Origin of the sequence: Chromatium okenii, assembly GCF_016583745.1 — a bacterium.
Lineage (GTDB): Bacteria > Pseudomonadota > Gammaproteobacteria > Chromatiales > Chromatiaceae > Chromatium > Chromatium okenii.
Genome location: NZ_NRRQ01000010.1, coordinates 103,492 through 122,494 on the forward strand (window position 1 = coordinate 103,492; position 19,003 = coordinate 122,494).

Sequence of the window (19,003 nt, forward strand, 5' to 3'; positions counted from 1 at the left end):
GGCGATGGCACGCAGTCACCGCTCACTCGCCGAACTTCAGGCACTGATCCGCGATCTCGATGCGCGTTGTCGGGCGCGGCTGGCAGTCGCGCCTGATCCCAATACGCCGCTGGATCATTGGATGGCGGTGTTGTTTCTGGTGCGAACCCAACCCTTTTTGACGCCGCTGGCGCAGGTCTCGGAAGTGCTGGAACTGCCGCGTGATCTCACGCGAGTGCCCGGCACCAAACCGTGGCTGATTGGCATTGCCAACAATCGCGGGGTGTTATTGCCGATTTTTCATCTCGCCGCTTTTATCGAAGGGACGCAAACCACGCCGCAGCCAGTTGCTCCTGCGTCCAAATTTGACCGCCGCCGCGAGAAACGCAATCGGGAGCGGGTGCTGATCGTCAGGCAGGACGAATTGCCCTGTGGCTTGATCGTGTCGGAAGCGATTGGAATGCGGGCAGTGCCCTTCAATACCCGACTGCCGCTGGTGCCAGAAGGTTTGGGTGCCAGTCAGCCATACGTCGAGGCCTCTTTTTTAGTGGACAATGCGCCGGTGCCGGTGCTGCAACTGGGGCAGTTAATCACTGACCCGTTGTTCAATGCGGCAACGGTGTAAACGCGAGAGAACGTGAGATGGCAAAACTCAAGATGATGGCGGGAAAAACGACCGGTAGCTTTTTGGAAGGCTCGCAGTGGACGGCGATGACGCTGTTGGTGGGTGGCTTGCTGTTAGCGGCGCTGGCGCTGTGGAGTTATTTGCAATTAAACGAGCGCGATGCCGTCAACACCCGTCACGCGCTCGATGCTGCTGCGCGCCGGGCGCACATTCCACCGCTGGTGCAGGCGCTCCGCGCTGCGGGTCAAGGTGAGCGGGAAGAATTGGAACGGCTGCGGACGCAGCGCGACCGTTTCGATAAGGATTTTGCGGACTTGATCACGCCAGATGCGACCGCCGGGCGGGACTTGGTGGAACATGCCGCGCAAGCGCAGACCGCGTGGCTGGCGCTCAATGCCAAGGTGGAGCGCGTTCTCAGCGCCAGCGTGGAATTGGTCACGCTGCGCCAGCGCCTGACCACGCTCGATGGTTTGTTGTCTGAGCTGTACAAAACGATGAAACAGGCGGGCACGCGCAGCGTTGCGGATGGCGTGAGTGCGAGTTTGGCGCTGCAAGCCGGGCTGCAAGCTGCGCGTTTGGAACGGATGAGCGCGGCGCTGACGCGCTGGCTGGACGGCGGCGCGGCGTCTCAGCAAGCGATTGCTGATTTCACGACCAGCCGCGATGAATTTGCGGCGACGTTGGGCACATTGGCGGATCAATCACGGGCGCGGTCGGCGTTGGATGAGACGGCACGCTTGCTGACGATGTTGCGCAGCAGCAGCGATGACGTGCTGGAAAAAACTCAGGCGTTACAAGCAATTATCAACCAAGCGCCCGAAGTGAACACGACCAGCAGCCAGTTGGATACAGCGTTGGAGGCGTTGGTGGTCGATTACCGCAGCGCCGGACAATTCGTGCTGCTGTTGGGGATGACGCTCGGTGCGAATGCGGTGCTGTTGTTTTCGGCTTTTGCGCTGCTGTGTTTTGCATTGCTGATTTTGTTGACGCTGCGAGCAGCGCGGCAGCGCGAGGAGCAATCACGGGCGCAGACGGTGCGCGATGAAGGCGCGATTTTGCGGCTGCTGGATGAGATGGGCGATTTGGCGAATGGCGATTTGACCGTTGAGGCGACGGTGACGGAGGAGAAAACCGGCGCGATTGCGGACGCGATCAATTATGCGATTGAGGCGCTGCGCAGCTTGGTGACGACCATCAATGTCACCGCCAGCCGCGTGTCTAAATCAACCCAAGACAGTCGCGCCATCGCGCTGCGGTTGGCGGAAGCCAGCGGTTTGCAGGCGCAGCAGATCACGCAGGCATCGGCGGCGGTGCAGTCGCTGACGATTCAGATTGATGAGGTGGCGCGGAACGCGGGCGAGTCGGCGGAGGTGGCGTCGCGGTCGGTGGAAGTGGCGGGGCGGGGAGCGCAGACGGTGCGCGATACGATCACCGGCATGGATGCAATTCGGGAGCAAATTCAGGAAACTGCGAAACGGATCAAACGTTTGGGCGATAGCTCGCTGGAGATCGGCAAGAGCGTGGAGTTGATCGACGACATCGCCGATCAGACCAACATTTTGGCGCTCAATGCGGCGATGCAGGCGGCGATGGCGGGTGAAGCGGGACGCGGTTTTGCGGTGGTGGCGGATGAGGTGCAGCGGCTGGCGGAAAACTCACGCGATGCCACGAAAAAAATTGAGGTGTTGGTGCGCACGATTCAGGCGGACACCAGCGAGGCGGTCAGTTCGATGGAAGTGAGCATCGCCGGCGTGGTCGAAGGGGCGAATTTGGCCGAAAACGCGGGCGAGGCGCTGCGTGAGATTGAAAATGTGTCGGCGTATATCGCTGATTTGACCAAGCGGATTGCCGATTCTGCGCAGCGGCAGTCGCGGCAGTCGGCAGAAATTAACGACACGGTGCAGGCGATTCGCGCCATTACCGAAGAGAACACGGAAGGCACGCGCCGCGCTGCGGATTCGGTGGAGGAGTTGGCGAAGTTGTCGAACGAGTTGCAACGCTCGGTGGCGGGATTCCGGCTGCCGTAGGTGGTTGAGTTGTCAGTGGTCAGTTGTCAGTGAGCGCCGGAATCATGGCTGAAAAACAGGTGGTTGAAGGGCTGAAGTGGGTCAAGGGCGAGATCGCCGCCACGCTGCGTCCGGTGCGTGATCTGGTTGAGCACGGCAGCGGCAGCGCGGTGACGCCGAGCGTGTTGCAGGCGCTTGACCAAGTGCAGGGCGTGTTGCTGGCGCTGCAATTGCCCAGCGCGGCGCGATTGGTGTTGGAGCTGCGGTCGCTGTTGGCTGCGTCCCCGGCGGAGTTGCCGCTAGAAGTGCTGCAACAGGCGCTGACGCAGTTGACCACGCATCTTGATCGGTTGGATGCGGGCGCAGCGGAACCGCCGTTGCGCTTGGCGGTAATCATCAACGCGCTGCGCACGGCGCGATCTGAAGCGCCGTTGCCGACGGCAGAATTGCTCAATATCACGTTACAAGCCCATGAATTAGCAGCAGAACCGCTGGCGCGATTGGTGACGGCGGTGCGCAAGGTGCGTCCGCACTATCACCGCCATCTGGTCGAATGGCTGCGCGGTGATCCTGAGCATCGGGTGTTGACGACGTTGGGCGAGCTGTTTGGACAAGTGGCGGCGGTGCCGGATGCGGGCGTGGTGGGCGATCTGTTTCAACTGGCGCAACTGTTCACGCAGGCGGTGCGGCAGACGCAGCGGGTGATTGATGCGCCGCTGCGGTCGCTGCTCGGTCATTTGGATCGGGTGTTGAAACCGCTGGCGCAAACGCCGCCGCAGGTGGCGGGGCTGGATGCGCTGGCGCTGATTGAACAATTTTTGAATCTGCTCAACGGGATGGATGTCTCTGGTGCGCAGTTGGCACCGTTCAATTTTCGCTACGGTGCGCCAGCGACGACGGCAGCCGCTGGGGTTGAGGAGATAACGGCGGAAGTGCTGTTGACGGCGCTGAGTCATTTTTCTGCACTAAAACAAGAGTTTAATCAGATTGCGACGGCTCCAGACCCGGCGGCGCTCGCGGCGATGGCGGGACAACTGCGTGAGCTGGCGGACACGCTGGAAGGTGCGGCAGTGGCACCGCGTCTGCGCGAGTGTGCGACGCAGGTGGAGCAATTGCCGGTGACGGGGGCGGAGTCGGCGCGTTGGGAAACGGTGGCGATGGAGCTGCTGGAAATTGAGGCGGCATTGCATCCGCGCTCCGAGCGGCAAGTGGCGACGCCGGCGCTGGATTTATCGGAATTGACGGCGGCGACGCTGCGAGAGGCCGGTTACGAGCTGCTGCGGGTCAAGGAGGCGATGCTCAATTGCCACGATGACGCGGGTGCGGGCGCGGAGTTGGCGACGGTCAAGCCGCATTTGCTGAATGTGGCGGGCGCGTTGATGATTTTGGGCGAGCTGGCGGCAGCGCAGTTGGCAGATGCGCTCGCGGAGGTGGTGGAGCGGCTGTATGTGCAGCGCGGGCAAGCGCCGGATGGCAATGAATTTGAGCAGTTGGCGGATGCGCTGGCGGCGTTGGAATTGTTCATCGGTCATTTGCAGGACGCGGTGCCGTTTGGCGACAGTTTGATTGGGCGCGGCAGTGCGGCGTTGCGCACGTTGCTGGTCAAGCTGCCGCTCGCAGAACCGGCGGACGAGGTCGCGCCAGCACCGGTTGATGCGGCTGAGAGTGAGTTGGCGTTCGCGTGGGAGCTGGAAGCTGCGCCAGTGGACATCGCGCCGGCGGAGATTCCCGCGCCAGCAGTGGCGCTGGAGCTGGATGATGTGCCGACGCTGCCGGTTGCAAGTGCGGCGGCTGAAGCGGGCGATGGTGTTGATGATCCTGAATTTCTTGAGATTTTCATGGAGGAGGCGCAGGAGGAAACGACTTCAGCGCAGTTGCAATGTGCGCGTTGGGTTGCTGATCCGACTGATACGGCAGCGCAGGCGTCATTGCGGCGCAGTTTCCACACGCTCAAAGGCAGCGGGCGATTGGTGGGGGCGCTGCAAATTGCGGATTTTGCGCAGGCGTTTGAGTTGCTGCTCAACCGTTTGACTGAAGAGCGGATTCCGCCAGCACCGGCGATTTTGGAGGCGGTGGCGGAGGCGGTGGCGCTGTTGCCGACGTTGTTGACGGCGCAGTTGGAGCGGCGGGAGTGTGAGATTCAGCCGTTGGTGGAACGGGCGACGTGGCTGCGAGAGAACGCAGTGGTCAGTGAAGACATTGGCAGTGAAGAAGTTGTCAGTGATTTGGCAACCGATGCTGCCGCTGCGCTGCCGTCCGCAGTGGCTGATGATGCGCCACTGCTCACCGATCCCGCCGCTGACAACTGTGTCTCTGACAGCTTGCCCGCTCCGTTGGAACTCGCCGATCAAGTCACCGATCACGACAGTTTATTTCTGGCTGATGAAGAGTTATTGCGGATTTTCCAGACCGAGACGCACGACCATCTTGCTGAATTAACAGACTTTTTACAGAAAGCGGCGACGGGGACGGCGCAACCAGATCAAACGACGCAGCGGGCGTTGCACACCTTGACGGGCAGTGCGCGGATGGCGGGGATTGATTCGATTGCGGTCGTGAGCAAGGGTTTGGAGCTGTGTTTGAAGCCGGTGCTGGCGGCAAGCGGCAGCGTTGATGCGGCATTGTTGGCGCTGCTGGCGCGGGCGGTGGAGGCAATCGCGCTGCGGGTCGATGAGTTGCCAGCGTTGGGAACGGGCGCGGCGTTGCTGGTGGAATTGGGCGCTGAGTTGGAGCGGCGGCTGGCGGAAGAAGTTGTCGAAGAAGTTAGCAGTTGTCAGTTGCCAGTTGTCAGTGATTCGGCAACCGACGCTGCCGCTGCGCTGCCGTCCGCAGTAGTTGACGACGCACCACCGCCAAACGATCACACAATTGACAACTGGCAACTGCCAACTGACAACTCTCCCGCGCCTGACAACTTTTTCATGCCCGCCCCCGATCCCGAAATGGCGGGGATTTTTCTCGAAGATGCGCGAGATTTGCTTGATCATCTCGACACCCAGTTTCGCGCTTGGCAGCTCGCGCCGCAGGACATCAGCGCCCTTGATGGCATCAATCGCCTGCTCCACACGCTCAAAGGCAGTGCGCGTCTGACCGGATTGGCGGCAATTGGCGATCTCAGCCACGCGCTGGAAACACGCTTGAAAGCAGCGACCGAAGATCACGCCATCATTGATGACACGACGTTGGAGCTGGCGCAGCGGGCGGTGGATGCGCTGTCGGTGCAGGTCGATGCCCTCGAACAACATCAGCCGATTCCGTGTCTAACTCAGTTAGTTGCTGCGCTGTCCGGTCTGGAAGTCGCCCCGCTCACTGCGCCAGCACCGAGCGCAGCGGCATCGCCCGTCACCGTGACTCCGCAAGCGGTGCAACACGCGCTGGAAACCGCTGCCAGCGCCGTGCCCGCCAGCACCCAAATTCGGGTGCGCTCGGATTTGCTCAATCAACTGGTCAACGCCGCCGGCGAAATCAGCATCTATCGCGGTCGCCTGACCCAACGCAACGGCTTGTTTAACTTCAGTTTAGGGGAACTTGATCAGACCGTTTTCCGCCTCAGCGAGCAGTTGCGCCAGCTCGACATCGAAACCCAAACCCAGATCATGCACCGCTTCGAGCGCCAAGGTGACGGCGAGCTGTCCGGCTACGACAGCGCCTTCGATCCGCTTGAATTGGATCGCTTTTCTAAAATTCAGCAGCTTTCCGGCAGCTTGGTGGAAACCGTGAACGATCTGGTCAGCATCCGCGACATGCTGGCTGGCTATCAACGTGAATTCACCGATTTGCTGACCCAACAAGCGCGGCTCGCCGACGATTTACAAGATGGCTTGCTGCGCACGCGACTGGTGCCATTTGTGCAGGTCGTGCCGCGCTTGCAGCGGCTGGTGCGCCAAACCGCCGACAGTCTCGGCAAATCCGCGCAATTGGAAGTCATCGGCCCCGAAGTGGAATTAGATCGCACCGTGCTTGATCGCCTCGTCGCGCCGCTGGAACATTTGCTGCGCAACGCCGTCGATCACGGTTTAGAAGACCCCGAAGCCCGGCTGGAATCTGGCAAATCCGCAACCGGGCGGGTGACGCTGGCGCTGCATCGTGAAGGCAACGACGCCGTGATCAGCCTCAGCGATGATGGTAAAGGCATGAATTTACAAGCTATTCGCCGCAAAGCGATCAGCCTCGGCTTGCTGGCAGCGGACACCGTCTTGCCCGACGATGCCCTGCTCCAATTCATCCTCGAACCCGGCTTCACCACTTCTGAAAAAGTCACGCAGATTTCCGGGCGCGGCGTCGGTTTAGACGTGGTCGCCTCAGAAATCAAAGCCGCCAACGGTTCCATCACCCTCGGCTCCGTCGCCGGCCAAGGCGCTCGCTTCACCATCCGCCTGCCGCTGACGCTGGCGATCATCGAAGCGTTTTTGGTTTCCGCCGGCGACAACATTTACGCCATTCCGCATGGCACGGTGGAGGCCGCGACCCGCATCAGCCGCGAAGAATTGCTGGCCATTTATCGCGGCGAAAATGACCGCTTCACGGTGCGCGAGCAGCACTATCGCGTCGTCTATCTCGGCGGCGTGCTTGATCCTGAGCAACAGCCCGACATTGGCGACCGGCGCTGGCTGCCGGTGTTACTGATTCGGCTCGGCGAACAGCGCGTCGCGCTGCACGTTGACACCCTGATTGAAAGCCAACGCATTTTGGTCAAACCGCTCGGCCCGCAATTGGCGCGGGTGCGCTGGTTGAGCGGCGGCACCATTTTGTCGGATGGGCGCGTGGCGCTGATTCTCGACGCGCTGGCGCTGCTGCGGTCGGGCGCAGTCGCCACTTATCGCCCGAACGCAACGCTGGCGGCACCCACGAAACCGCAAATTTGCGTGATGGTTGTCGACGATTCGCTGACGGTGCGGCGCGTGACCAGCCGCTTATTGCGGCGGCAAAATATGGAAGTGTTGACGGCAAAAGATGGAGTTGAGGCACTCACCTTATTAGATGAAAATCGCCCCGATTTATTATTGCTAGATGTAGAAATGCCGCGTATGGATGGCTATGAACTGGCGCGACACATTCGGCGCTCGGAAGCCTTGGTGAATTTACCGATCATTATGATTACCTCCCGCACCAGCGCCAAACATCGTGAATACGCAACGGCGCTAGGAGTCAATCGTTATCTCGGCAAACCGTATCAAGAATTGGAATTACTTAACGAAATTCACTCATTATTAGAAGAGCAATCAGCCCCAACGCAGCCAGTATAAAAAAGCGTCGCCGTGACTGATTGTTACTGCATCAGCTTATTTCATACAGATGCGCACTAAATGCGCATTGGCATGACCACATAAGCCTCATCGTCGGCATTGCGACCGCGCCAAATCGAGCTGCTGTTGGCATCTTGAAATTGCACCTGAACCTCATTGCCATCAATCACATTCATCACATCAACGAGATAAGACACATTAAAGCCAATGGCAATGGAATCGCTGTTGTATTCCAATTCAATATCTTCTTCCGCTTCCTCTTGCTCTGGATTCTGCGCCTGCAACTTGAGCGTACCCGGATCAAAATTTAAGCGCACACCTTTGTACTTCTCATTGGATAAAATTGCAGTACGCGCCAAAGCCCGTTTCAATTCATCCTTCTTCAAAAAAGCAACCTCAGTTAAGTTATGAGGAATCACTCGTTCATATTCAGGATAACGCCCATCAATCAATTTCGTCGTCATTGTCAGGTTGCCAATCACCATGTGGCAAGATTTCTCGCCTAAAATAATGGTGACATCGCCATCACTATTGCTCAATTGCCGCCGCAATTCTAAAACCGTCTTGCTGGGAATAATCACCTGCCGCGCATCAGTCATATTCACCACCACATCGCTGGTAAACTTAGCTAAACGATGCCCATCAGTGGCCACAACCGTTAACGTTGCCGGATTAAAATCGAGTAAAATGCCGTTGAGATAATAGCGCACATCCTGCTGCGCCATAGAAAAAGCAGTTTTATCTAACAGGCGCTTGAATACGGATTCAGTAATCGCAAATTCAAAGCCATCCTGCACCGCCGCCATTAATGGGAATTCCGTTGCAGGTAATACTCCAAGCGTGAAACGACTGCGCCCCGAAGTCACCAAACAGCGATCTTCTTTCATGCGCAAACGAATTTCAGAACCTTCAGTGAGGCTGCGGCAAATATCAACTAACTTCCGCGCCGGAAGTGTAATTTCACCTGCGGTTTCTAATGCCACCGGAAGCGCAGTTTTCACTTCAATTTCAAGATCACTTCCGGTTAATGTCACCTGATTGTCACTTGCAACCAGATGTAAATTACTCAGAATAGGCAAGGTTTGACGCCGTTCAATAATACCGGTTACTTTTCCTAACGCGGGTAATAGGATTTCCCGATTAACGGTAAATTCCATTGTTTGCTCCACAGCAGAGATGAAATACAACATGCAGCAATCAGATTCACAATGTGAAAGTGAATGATGCCGCACCAACGGTGACATTTTACGCCAAGCACGAAAGACTGTCTAATCTTTTTATTGACTTTAGGAGAAAAGTTGATTATCTTTCCGCACCTTTTTCTGGTCATCATTGTTTAACCCGTCAACCCTTCATTTTGTTAGGAGTCACTTTCGATGAAACGTACTTTTCAACCCAGCCGCATAAAACGCGCACGGACACACGGCTTTCGCGCTCGCAGCGCCACGCGCAACGGACTTAAAGTATTAAGTGCCCGCCGCGCTAAAGGTCGCATTCGTTTATCTCCGGCCTGAATCTCATTAACCTAACCGGTTTTCCACTCCGCCAGCCTTTTGCGCCGGCGCAGCGTTTGCGTCATACAGCGCAATTCAAGCGCGTATTTGCACAACCGCTGCGCACCGGAAAAACCGGTTTTGTGATTCTTTCTCGTGCGAATGACATTGGCAGCCCACGTTTGGGTTTGGCCATTTCAAAAAAGTGTGCGCGGCGAGCGGTTGATCGCAATCGCCTCAAGCGTATTGCCCGCGAAAGTTTTCGGCTTCATGCGCATTCGATTTCTGGCGTTGATATTGTGATTTTGTGTGCGCAAGGGGCGCTGACAATGTCGAATCAACAGCTTTTTTTGTTATTGGCACGCGCTTGGATAACTATTGGAACTCAATCATGCGTCAATTCCTGATTGTTCCCATTAAACTCTATCAATATCTGATTAGCCCACTCCTTGGCCCGCATTGTCGCTTTTATCCTTCGTGTTCCCAATACGCTATAGAAGCAATTGAGCGTCATGGCATTGGCTATGGCAGTTATTTAGCAATTCGCCGCTTATCACGCTGTCATCCTTGGCATGAAGGCGGTATTGATCCTGTTCCCCACGATAGGCAGACCCCGACTCATGGATAATCAGCGTTTAATTCTGTTTTTTTCACTAGCCGCAGTGCTATTCCTGATTTATGAGTCATGGATACAAGACTACGGACAACCGGTTATAACGCCCACTACTTTAGCGCAACCGCAATCCGCTATTTCACAAACATCAGCAACGGAAATTCCCACCACTGCCACGACCGCATTGGTTGCTGATGCGGCTATGTCGGAAACAGCGAATGAAACGCTGATTACGGTAGAAACTGACGTATTGAAATTAGAAATTTCTCCTCGCGGTGGCACCATTCGGAATGCGTGGTTATTGGGTTATGCGATTACGCCAGAGCATCCCGATGAACATTTGCAACTGTTAAAATCAGTGCCGCCAAATATGTTTATTACACAATCCGGCTTGATTGGAAATGATGCGGGACTGTTGCCAACTCACGAAGCCGTGTTTCAAAGTGCGGCACCTTCCTATCGTCTTGAATCCAATCAAGAGCAATTAGATGTCGTCTTTACTTGGCGTCACGACTCTGGAATTGAAGTACAAAAACATTATCTGTTTACTCGCGGCAGTTATCTTATTCGCGTACAGCAGGTGGTGACTAATTCTGGGGCAAGCGCATTAACGGCGCGAGAATATAATCAATTACAGCGCACCGAATTTAACGATCCCTATCAATCGCGCTTTGTCAATAGCTATACCGGCGGCGTGTATTACAGCCCCGAAGATAAGTATAAGAAAATCGCATTTGAAGAAATGACGACTGCTAAATTGGATCGTGCTGTGACTGATGGCTGGCTTGCCATGATTCAGCATTATTTCATGGCAGCATGGATTCCGCCTCGCGCTACGCAGGAAACGTTTTATACCAACGTCTTGAATAACTCCCGCTATATCATTGGCAAATACTCGCCGGTAGTCTCAATTGCGCCGCAAATGAGTTACACCTTTGAAAACCAATTATTCATTGGCCCCAAACTCCCGGACACACTCGCTGATGTTGCGCCCGGCTTAGATTTGGTTGTGGATTACGGTTGGCTAACGATCATTGCACAACCCATTCATTGGGTGCTCAATGCCATTCATGCGTTAGTTGGCAATTGGGGCTGGGCAATTATTTTTCTAACCATTTTGATTAAACTGGCGTTTTATAAACTCTCGGAAACCAGTTATAAATCAATGGCCAATATGCGCCAATTGACGCCGCGTTTGCAGGCATTGAAAGATCGCTATGGCGATGATAAACAACGCTTGAATCAAGCCATGATGGAAATGTACAAAACCGAGAAAATCAATCCGCTCGGTGGCTGCTTGCCCATTCTGATTCAAATTCCAGTGTTTATTGCGCTTTATTGGGTGCTTTTAGAAAGTGTAGAAATGCGGCAAGCGCCCTTTATGTTGTGGCTCAATAATCTATCGGCACCAGATCAATACTTTGTGCTGCCATTGATTATGGGTGTGTCGATGTTTGTACAGCAAAAACTCAATCCCGCGCCGCCTGATCCTATTCAAGCCAAGGTGATGATGAGTTTGCCTTTTGTATTCACGGTTTTCTTTGCGTTTTTCCCTTCCGGTTTGGTGTTGTATTGGACAGTGAATAACTTGCTCTCCATTGCCCAACAATGGCATATCACCCGCAACATTGAACAAGCGGCTGCAAAACATAAACGTTAATTGCAGCGTCATCTCACTCATGTCTCTTGATACGATTGCTGCAATTGCAACGCCGCCCGGTAGGGGTGGCGTTGGTATTGTGCGGGTGAGTGGTGCTTTAGTTCCGATCATTGCGCAAGCAATCACACAACGGCAATTAACGCCGCGCACTGCGCACGTTGCGACCTTTTGTGATGATACCGGCGCTTTTATTGATGCGGGCATCGCACTTTTTTTTCCCGCGCCGCGCTCATTTACCGGTGAAAATGTATTGGAATTACAAGGGCACGGTGGCACCGTTGTACTTGATTTAATTCTGCAACGCTGTATTGAATTGGGAGCGCGATTAGCGCAGCCTGGTGAATTCACCCAACGCGCTTATTTGAATGGCAAACTCGATTTAGCGCAGGCAGAAGCGGTTGCTGATCTTATTGAAAGCTCGACTGCTTTAGCGGCACGACTTGCTGGACAAAGTTTGCAAGGTGTCTTTTCACGACGCATTGATGAATTGATTGCGGCAGTGACGCAGTTGCGTATTTTAATAGAAGCAACGCTGGATTTTCCAGAAGAAGAGATTGATGTCGTCACGACAACTTCTATTCAACAGCAATTGCAGCAGCTCGTATTTGCGACGCAGCGTATTATTCAAGATGCGCAGCACGGGCAAGTGATTCGAGATGGATTGACGGTGGTGATTGCTGGGGTGCCGAATGTTGGCAAATCAACGCTATTAAATGCGCTGTCGGGAGTAGATGCGGCAATTGTAACCGCAGTGCCGGGCACAACCCGCGATGTCTTAAAATTAGATATTCAAGTCGATGGTTTGCCAATTCGGATTATTGATACTGCTGGGTTACGAGAAACCGATGATGTCATTGAAAGAGAAGGCGTGCGCCGTGCGCAGGAACAATTCACTCACGCGGATTTAATCTTGTGGGTGATTGATGCCAGCCAGCCTATTCAACCATTGCCGCCTGCGCATTTGGCGCTTAATTGCCCAATGACGCGAGTGTTAAATAAAATTGATCTTTTAGGATTGCCGCCAAGTTTGATTACCACGCCAACTGGTGATGAGTTGTCATTAGCAGCAGCGACTGGCGCGGGCATTGATTTATTGCGTACTCATTTGAAAAACTGCGCGGGCATCAATACCGGAACTGAGGGGGCGTTTATTGCGCGGCGGCGTCATCTGGATGCGTTGCAACGCGGATTGATGTCGCTAGAAACGGCAATGACTGTATTGCAGCAGCAGGCAGGAATTGAATTGATTGCTGAAGAATTGTTGCAAGCGCAGCAGCACTTTGGCGAAATTACCGGGCAGGTGAGTTCTGATGAATTGTTGGGGCGCATTTTTTCCAATTTTTGTATTGGAAAATAATGCGCAGCGTTGTAATTAAGCGTCAGTTGCTTGCCGCCGCCGTTTGGGTTTGGGCACTTGCGCCCGCCGCGTTGCGGCAGTGAAGGTCGCCAAAATCGGTGTGCTCGGCGGTGCGCCGGGCAGTGGACTGGTAAGCGCCGCCGGTTCGCGTTGATAGTAGGAACTGAAGCGGCGCGGCGGTAACGACAGCGGCGCAGCAACGGGCGTGGGCACAACCGCCAGCGGTGCAGAGTCTTCTGGCAGCGCGGCGATGAGCGGCAACGGAATGGGCGCGGGACGCGGTTTGTCCACCCGCCGCGGCGCAGGCGCAGCACTCCGACCATCGCGCCGTTCCTCCCGATCTTCGCGGTCGGGACGCAGCCGACTGCGCGGATCGACCTCGGCAAGCTGGCTCGCTTCGACCGGCAAAATGGGGATTTTGGCGTCGATAAACGCTTCAATGTCGGGCAAATAAAAGGCGTAGGTTTCGCACACAAACCCAATCGCTTCACCCGCCGCGCCAGCTCGTGCCGTGCGCCCGATCCGGTGGACGTAATCTTCCGGGTCTTCGGGCAGATCGTAGTTGACGACGTGAGTGACATCGGGAATGTGCAGCCCGCGAGCAGCGACATCGGTGCCGACCAGCACTGGCAAGGTGCCATCCGTGAAATCACGCAATAATTGCAAGCGTTTGTTTTGCGGCACATCGCCTGACAGCACGGCAGTATTGATGCCGTTGCCCTGCAAATAGCCCCACACGCGGTCAGCCTCGCGTTTGGTGTTGACGAAAACCATGATGCGAGCGTCCGTCCAACTGCGCACCAGCCCGAGCAGCAGCGGAATTTTGTCGGCGTTGGCGGTCATGTAACACCACTGGCGCACGCGCTCGGCCGTGATCGTGTCGGTGGCGATCTTGACCAGTTGCGGGTGATTCATGTGTTCATACGCCAGCTCGGTGACGCGATACGACAGCGTGGCGGAAAACAGCAGCCCTAACCGCGCTTCCGGTGGCGGCATCCGCCGCAGTAAAAAGCGAATGTCTTTGATAAAACCCAGATCAAACATGCGGTCGGCTTCGTCGAGCACGACGGCTTCAATCGCTTGAAGATCAAAGATTTTTTGCTTGAGATAATCAATCAGTCGCCCCGGCGTTCCGATTAACAGATCAACCCCGGCGGCGAGTTCGTCGCGCTGCTGTTGATAGCCGGTGCCGCCATACACCAGTCCGGCGCGGAGTCCGGTGTGGGCGGCGAGCAGCAGGGTGTCGCGGTGAATCTGCACAGCCAGCTCGCGGGTCGGTGCGACGATCAAGGCGCGAGGTTGACCGCTGAGATGCGGCGCGGGTGGCGTGGTCAGGAGGCGCTGCATGACAACGACTAAAAAGGCGGCGGTTTTGCCGGTGCCGGTTTGGGCTTGACCGGCGACATCGCGTCCGGCAAGCGCCAGCGGCAAGGTTTCGGCCTGAATCGGGGTGCAATGGGTAAAACCAGCGGCTGCGAGTCCGCTGAGAATGCGCGGATCAAGGTCGAACTCGTCAAAACGCTGGGTCGTGAGATGGGTGGTTGTCATCGAATTTCCTGCGAGAAATCCCGCGTTTGGCGGCGAAGTAATTGACTACACCAGCGGTCAATGCTTGCAAATTGTTTACGCTTTGGATCAAATAGCATCTTATCTTGATCGCCGCATTTAACGCGAATTTGCTTGCTCAGAATTGCTGCTGACTCTCCATATTTCCATTCCAACCAATCCCTCATCATTCCAATAGGAGACCGCTTCCAGTGAGTGATAGCATCGTCCATGTGACCGACGACTCTTTTGAACAAGAGGTTTTGCAATCCCCTGAACCTGTATTGGTGGACTATTGGGCCGATTGGTGTGGGCCGTGCAAAATGATTGCACCGATTCTCGATGATATTGCCAACGAATATGCCGGACGGCTCAAGGTTGCCAAGCTCAATATCGACGACAATCCCGCCACGCCGCCGCGTTATGGCATTCGCGGCATTCCCACGCTGATGCTGTTTCGCGCTGGCGAAGTGGAAGCCACCAAGGTCGGTGCGGTGTCCAAATCACAGTTGACCGCTTTCATTGACAGCAATCTCTGAACTGCTCACCTACCTCAGTCCTCGCCACGCCAGACGCCGTGTCTTTCAGAGCTGCATTTCAATCAAACCAACACGGGATGCCCAACTGGGCATCCGCTCTCCGGTAAATTGCCGCCCCGCAGTCGCCTTCCTGCGCGATCCTAACCCGTCACGGGATGCAATCAACCAGCCTTGTCCTCACTCCAACGATAATCCCGATGAATCTAACTGAACTGAAAAAGACGCCAGTGCCCGAACTGGTTGCGCTCGCGCAAGAAATGGAAATTGAGGGCGTGGGGCGCTCCCGCAAACAGGATTTGATTTTTGCCATTCTCAAAGCACAGGCGAAACGCGGCGAGGATATTTCCGGCGACGGGGTACTCGAAATTCTGTCCGATGGCTTTGGCTTTTTGCGCTCCGCCGACGCCTCCTATCTCGCCGGACCTGATGATATTTATGTCTCGCCCAGCCAGATTCGCCGTTTCGCCCTGCGCACCGGTGACACCATTTCCGGCAAGATTCGCCCGCCGAAAGATGGTGAACGCTATTTCGCCCTGCTCAAAGTCAACGACATCAACTTTGACCGCCCCGAAAATGCGAAGTCAAAGATTTTATTTGAAAATTTCACTCCGCTTTTCGCCCAAAAACGCCTCACGCTGGAAATCGGCAACGGCAGCACCGAAGACATCACCGCTCGCACCATCGACCTCGTCGCGCCCATCGGACGCGGGCAACGCGGGCTGATCGTCTCGCCGCCCAAAGCCGGCAAAACCATGATGTTGCAAAACATCGCCCAGTCGATTGGACACAATCATCCTGAGTGTTATCTCATCGTCTTGCTGATTGACGAGCGCCCGGAAGAGGTCACGGAAATGACCCGCTCGGTGCGCGGCGAGGTGATTTCGTCCACTTTCGATGAACCGGCGACTCGGCACGTTCAAGTCGCAGAAATGGTGATTGAAAAAGCCAAGCGGCTGGTGGAGCACAAGCTGGATGTGGTGATTTTGCTCGATTCCATCACGCGGCTGGCGCGGGCGTATAACACCGTTGTCCCCTCGTCCGGCAAGGTCTTAACTGGCGGCGTGGACGCCAACGCGCTGCAACGCCCGAAACGCTTTTTTGGCACGGCGCGGAATGTTGAGGAAGGCGGCAGCTTGACTATTTTGGCGACCGCGTTGGTGGATACCGGCTCGCGGATGGATGACGTGATTTATGAGGAATTCAAAGGCACCGGCAACATGGAAATCCACATGGATCGCCGCATCGCCGAGCGCCGCATCTTTCCGGCCATCAACATCAATCGCTCCGGCACGCGCCGTGAAGAGCTGCTGATGGGCGCGGCAGAACTGCAAAAGATGTGGATTTTGCGGAAGATTTTGCATCCGATGGACGAGCTGGCGGCGATGGAGTTTTTATTCGACAAGCTCAAAGCCACCAAAACCAACGATGAGTTTTTTTCATCCATGAAAGGTTGATACGCCCGACCCGGCGCAGCGTGTTCACCCAGTCATTTAACGACTGGTTGGGGTGCGCAGTTGCTGGGTCAATTTCTGAAATTCTCGCTGCATTTCCAGATTCTCAAACGGGCGCAACGCCGGAATCTGGCGCTTCATCGAAGTGAGTTAAGGATGACGAACGACCCTCCAGCGCGTCGCGTATTGAAAAGGAGTGCCTGCGCTTTTCGATAATCGCGTGCTGTTTTTTCAGGTGTATTCATCGTGTGTTTAGCCTCTCAATGAAATGCCGGACTTTCCCGGCAGTCAGCTCTTACGAGCACACCCGAAGGTGTAAAGGTCACCTCGCCGGGATATGCGCCAGTGTGTCCAAACCGCACTGCCCGTTGCCGCGCTCCGTGCTGTTTAACGATCTGGTTACAGAGCTTGGAGCTGGTGAAGCACCCCAAGGTGTGTTCTTGAACTCTACGCATATCGTTTACTCAACCATCTCCCCCTTTGAAAAGGGATTTCGAGTCGGCTGGTTGAGCAATTCAGGATGTTACACCTGAAAAATGATGCAACGACTGCGGCAGGAATGCCTAAGGCATTGCATCAAAGCGCGCGCTCAACCCGTAATAGCGACGAGCATTCGGCAAATCTTCACCGCTGGCGACCACCAACTGCTGCTCCCAAGAATGTGCGCATAAGTGTTTATGCACAACTGGGTCATTCGCTCTCCGTTGATAGTGACATCACTGCAACTAGAGTCCTGGTTGGGCAGTCTCAACCGAACGGCCAACCTGCGTTGGCAACATCGAGTACTACTGAACATTGCGCCTTGGCATTACCATAAAAGCCACTCGGCTGATCATCCTTGGGCAGAGTGGCTTTGCGACCCAATGTTGTTCATACCCGACGGGACGCGAAACCTTCGCGCTTGTGGATACCATCCACCACTTCATTCTCAAACAACCATACCTAGAAAACAAGAAAACCCCTCTTGATATTCTCAATCTGTAGGGCGCGGTCACTGCTAAGAGTGTTTTCTATAGGTTAAAGAGCACTATAACGTACTTAATTTAATACTAGAGTCTAGCTCCGTCTCAGTTACGCCAGCACCGCTTAGGTTTCCAGCCAAAATGTCACCGGGCCATCGTTGACCAACGCCACCTGCATGTCAGCGCCAAAACGTCCGGTCGCCACCAGCGGATGCTGCTGTCGCGCCAGCGCCACCAGATACTCAAATAACCGCTGTCCGTCGGCAGGTGCCGCAGCGGTCGTGAAGCTGGCGCGAGTGCCGCTGCGGGTGTCGGCCGCCAGCGTGAACTGCGGCACCAGCAATAGCCCGCCGCCAATTTCCTGCACGTTGTGATTCATTCGGTCGCTGGCATCGGGAAAGACGCGATAACGCAACAGCCGCGCCAGCAATCGCTCCGCTCGTGCCTCGGTGTCGCCGCGCTGGACGCCGATGAACACCAGCAATCCGCGCTCAATTGCGCCGACCGCTTCCGCGCCGACCGTGACCTGCGCTTGCGTCACCCGTTGCAGTAAACCGATCACGTCAGTGCTTGCGCAAACTGATCGGTTGCCGCCACCAGCGCCGCCCGAATGCCCGGCTCAAAGGCGGAATGCCCCGCGTCGGCGATGATCTGCAACTGCGCCGTCGGCCAAGCGCGATGCAGTTCCCACGCCGAGCGCAGCGGGCAAATCACGTCATAACGCCCCTGCACGATCACGCCGGGAATACTCGCTAATCGGTAGGCATCACGCAGCAATTGGTTCGGTTCGAGAAACGCGTGGTTGACAAAATAGTGGCATTCGATCCGCGCCAAACTCAGCGCCAGATGCGGCTGGGCAAAATGCGCTTGCAGGTCTGGATTACTGAGAAGCGTCGCAGTGCGCCCTTCCCACACCGACCACGCTTTGGCGGCTGCCATCCGCGCCACCTCATCGCTGCCGGTCAATCGCCGGTGATACGCGCTCAACAGGTCATCGCGCTCGGCAAGCGGAATCGGCGCGAGAAAATCTGCCCACCAATCGGGAAACAACCAGTTGGCACCTTCCTGATAAAACCAGTGAATTTCTGGCTGCCGGCACAGGAAAATCCCGCGCACAATCAACGCGGTGACACGCTCAGGATGGGTTTCGGCATACGCCAGCGCCAGCGTCGATCCCCACGAACCGCCAAACACCAGCCAGCGATCAATGCCCAGCCGCTCGCGGATGCGCTCGATGTCGGCGACCAACTCCCAAGTGGTGTTGGCGGTCAGCGTCGCGTGAGGAGTGGAGCGTCCGCAGCCGCGTTGATCGAACAGCACGGCGCGATAACGATCAGGATCAAAAAAGCCGCGATGCGCTGGCTCGCAGCCGGCACCGGGCCCGCCGTGCAAAAAGACTGCGGGAATGCCGTCGGGACGTCCGCATTCTTCAATAAACAGCCGGTGCCCGTCGCCCACGTCAAGCGTGTGCGTGGCGAAGGGTTTGACGATGGGATACAGCTCAGAGATGTTGGTGTCCACAAATAC

At 55.8% G+C, this 19,003-nt stretch carries 16 protein-coding genes; 10 read left to right on the forward strand and 6 right to left on the reverse strand.

Annotation, left to right across the window (positions count from 1 at the left end; genetic code table 11):
• Positions 1 to 4 precede the first annotated feature (4 nt).
• The 3 genes from CKO12_RS05585 to CKO12_RS05595 are packed head-to-tail and all read left to right on the forward strand — an operon-like array spanning position 5 to position 7,856.
• Positions 5 to 604: a chemotaxis protein CheW gene (locus CKO12_RS05585; RefSeq protein ID WP_200153747.1), complete on the forward strand. Its 600-nt coding sequence runs from the start codon at positions 5 to 7 to the stop codon at positions 602 to 604.
• Positions 605 to 621: 17 nt separating this feature from the next.
• On the forward strand, positions 622 to 2,631 hold the full coding sequence (locus CKO12_RS05590; protein ID WP_200153749.1) for a methyl-accepting chemotaxis protein: 2,010 nt from the start codon (positions 622 to 624) through the stop codon (positions 2,629 to 2,631).
• 44 nt (positions 2,632 to 2,675) lie between these two features.
• The gene (locus CKO12_RS05595) at positions 2,676 to 7,856 is read left to right on the forward strand and encodes an Hpt domain-containing protein (protein WP_200153751.1); all 5,181 of its coding nucleotides are present in this window, start codon (positions 2,676 to 2,678) and stop codon (positions 7,854 to 7,856) included.
• 56 nt (positions 7,857 to 7,912) lie between these two features.
• Here CKO12_RS05595 and dnaN read toward each other — a convergent pair whose 3' ends face one another.
• Positions 7,913 to 9,013 (reverse strand): DNA polymerase III subunit beta, encoded by a 1,101-nt coding sequence (dnaN, locus tag CKO12_RS05600; protein WP_200153752.1) that lies wholly within the window; start codon positions 9,011 to 9,013, stop codon positions 7,913 to 7,915.
• Positions 9,014 to 9,232: 219 nt separating this feature from the next.
• Here dnaN and rpmH point away from each other — a divergent pair, with 219 nt between their 5' ends.
• The 5 genes from rpmH to mnmE are packed head-to-tail and all read left to right on the forward strand — an operon-like array spanning position 9,233 to position 12,979.
• The gene (rpmH, locus tag CKO12_RS05605) at positions 9,233 to 9,370 is read left to right on the forward strand and encodes a 50S ribosomal protein L34 (protein ID WP_200153754.1); all 138 of its coding nucleotides are present in this window, start codon (positions 9,233 to 9,235) and stop codon (positions 9,368 to 9,370) included.
• A 5-nt stretch (positions 9,371 to 9,375) separates the two neighbouring features.
• A complete protein-coding gene (rnpA, locus tag CKO12_RS05610) occupies positions 9,376 to 9,756 on the forward strand; it encodes a ribonuclease P protein component (RefSeq protein WP_338032703.1) in 381 nt (126 codons plus the stop codon).
• The gene (yidD, locus tag CKO12_RS05615; RefSeq protein WP_207146277.1) at positions 9,741 to 9,977 is read left to right on the forward strand and encodes a membrane protein insertion efficiency factor YidD; all 237 of its coding nucleotides are present in this window, start codon (positions 9,741 to 9,743) and stop codon (positions 9,975 to 9,977) included. The genes rnpA and yidD overlap by 16 nt, the downstream gene beginning before the upstream one ends.
• Positions 9,970 to 11,622, forward strand: coding sequence for a membrane protein insertase YidC (gene yidC / locus CKO12_RS05620; protein WP_200153755.1), 1,653 nt, complete (start codon positions 9,970 to 9,972; stop codon positions 11,620 to 11,622). Before yidD ends, yidC begins: the two co-directional genes overlap by 8 nt.
• Positions 11,623 to 11,641: 19 nt before the next feature.
• Positions 11,642 to 12,979: a tRNA uridine-5-carboxymethylaminomethyl(34) synthesis GTPase MnmE gene (gene mnmE, locus CKO12_RS05625; protein ID WP_200153756.1), complete on the forward strand. Its 1,338-nt coding sequence runs from the start codon at positions 11,642 to 11,644 to the stop codon at positions 12,977 to 12,979.
• A gap of 15 nt (positions 12,980 to 12,994) precedes the next feature.
• Here the strand turns inward: mnmE and CKO12_RS05630 are convergent, their stop codons facing one another.
• A complete protein-coding gene (locus tag CKO12_RS05630; protein WP_200153757.1) occupies positions 12,995 to 14,527 on the reverse strand; it encodes a DEAD/DEAH box helicase in 1,533 nt (510 codons plus the stop codon).
• The gene (locus CKO12_RS05635; protein ID WP_200153758.1) at positions 14,524 to 14,757 is read right to left on the reverse strand and encodes a hypothetical protein; all 234 of its coding nucleotides are present in this window, start codon (positions 14,755 to 14,757) and stop codon (positions 14,524 to 14,526) included. The genes CKO12_RS05630 and CKO12_RS05635 overlap by 4 nt, the downstream gene beginning before the upstream one ends.
• Here CKO12_RS05635 and trxA point away from each other — a divergent pair.
• Both trxA and rho read left to right on the forward strand, forming a co-directional pair.
• The gene (gene trxA / locus CKO12_RS05640) at positions 14,737 to 15,063 is read left to right on the forward strand and encodes a thioredoxin TrxA (RefSeq protein WP_200153759.1); all 327 of its coding nucleotides are present in this window, start codon (positions 14,737 to 14,739) and stop codon (positions 15,061 to 15,063) included. The two genes, CKO12_RS05635 and trxA, sit on opposite strands and share 21 nt — an antisense overlap.
• Positions 15,064 to 15,260: 197 nt before the next feature.
• Positions 15,261 to 16,517: a transcription termination factor Rho gene (gene rho / locus CKO12_RS05645; RefSeq protein WP_200153760.1), complete on the forward strand. Its 1,257-nt coding sequence runs from the start codon at positions 15,261 to 15,263 to the stop codon at positions 16,515 to 16,517.
• Positions 16,518 to 16,774: 257 nt separating this feature from the next.
• Here the strand turns inward: rho and CKO12_RS05650 are convergent, their stop codons facing one another.
• From CKO12_RS05650 to pip, 3 genes are all read right to left on the reverse strand, one after another.
• Positions 16,775 to 16,969, reverse strand: a complete 195-nt coding sequence (locus tag CKO12_RS05650; RefSeq protein ID WP_200153761.1) for a hypothetical protein — start codon at positions 16,967 to 16,969, stop codon at positions 16,775 to 16,777.
• A gap of 631 nt (positions 16,970 to 17,600) precedes the next feature.
• Positions 17,601 to 18,038 carry a D-aminoacyl-tRNA deacylase gene (dtd, locus tag CKO12_RS05655; protein WP_200153762.1) on the reverse strand — a complete coding sequence of 146 codons (438 nt, stop codon included), beginning with the start codon at positions 18,036 to 18,038 and terminating at the stop codon, positions 17,601 to 17,603.
• Entirely contained in the window at positions 18,035 to 18,997 is a 963-nt protein-coding gene (gene pip, locus CKO12_RS05660) for a prolyl aminopeptidase (RefSeq protein WP_338032698.1), read from the reverse strand. The genes dtd and pip overlap by 4 nt, the downstream gene beginning before the upstream one ends.
• Between the last annotated feature and the right edge of the window lie 6 nt (positions 18,998 to 19,003).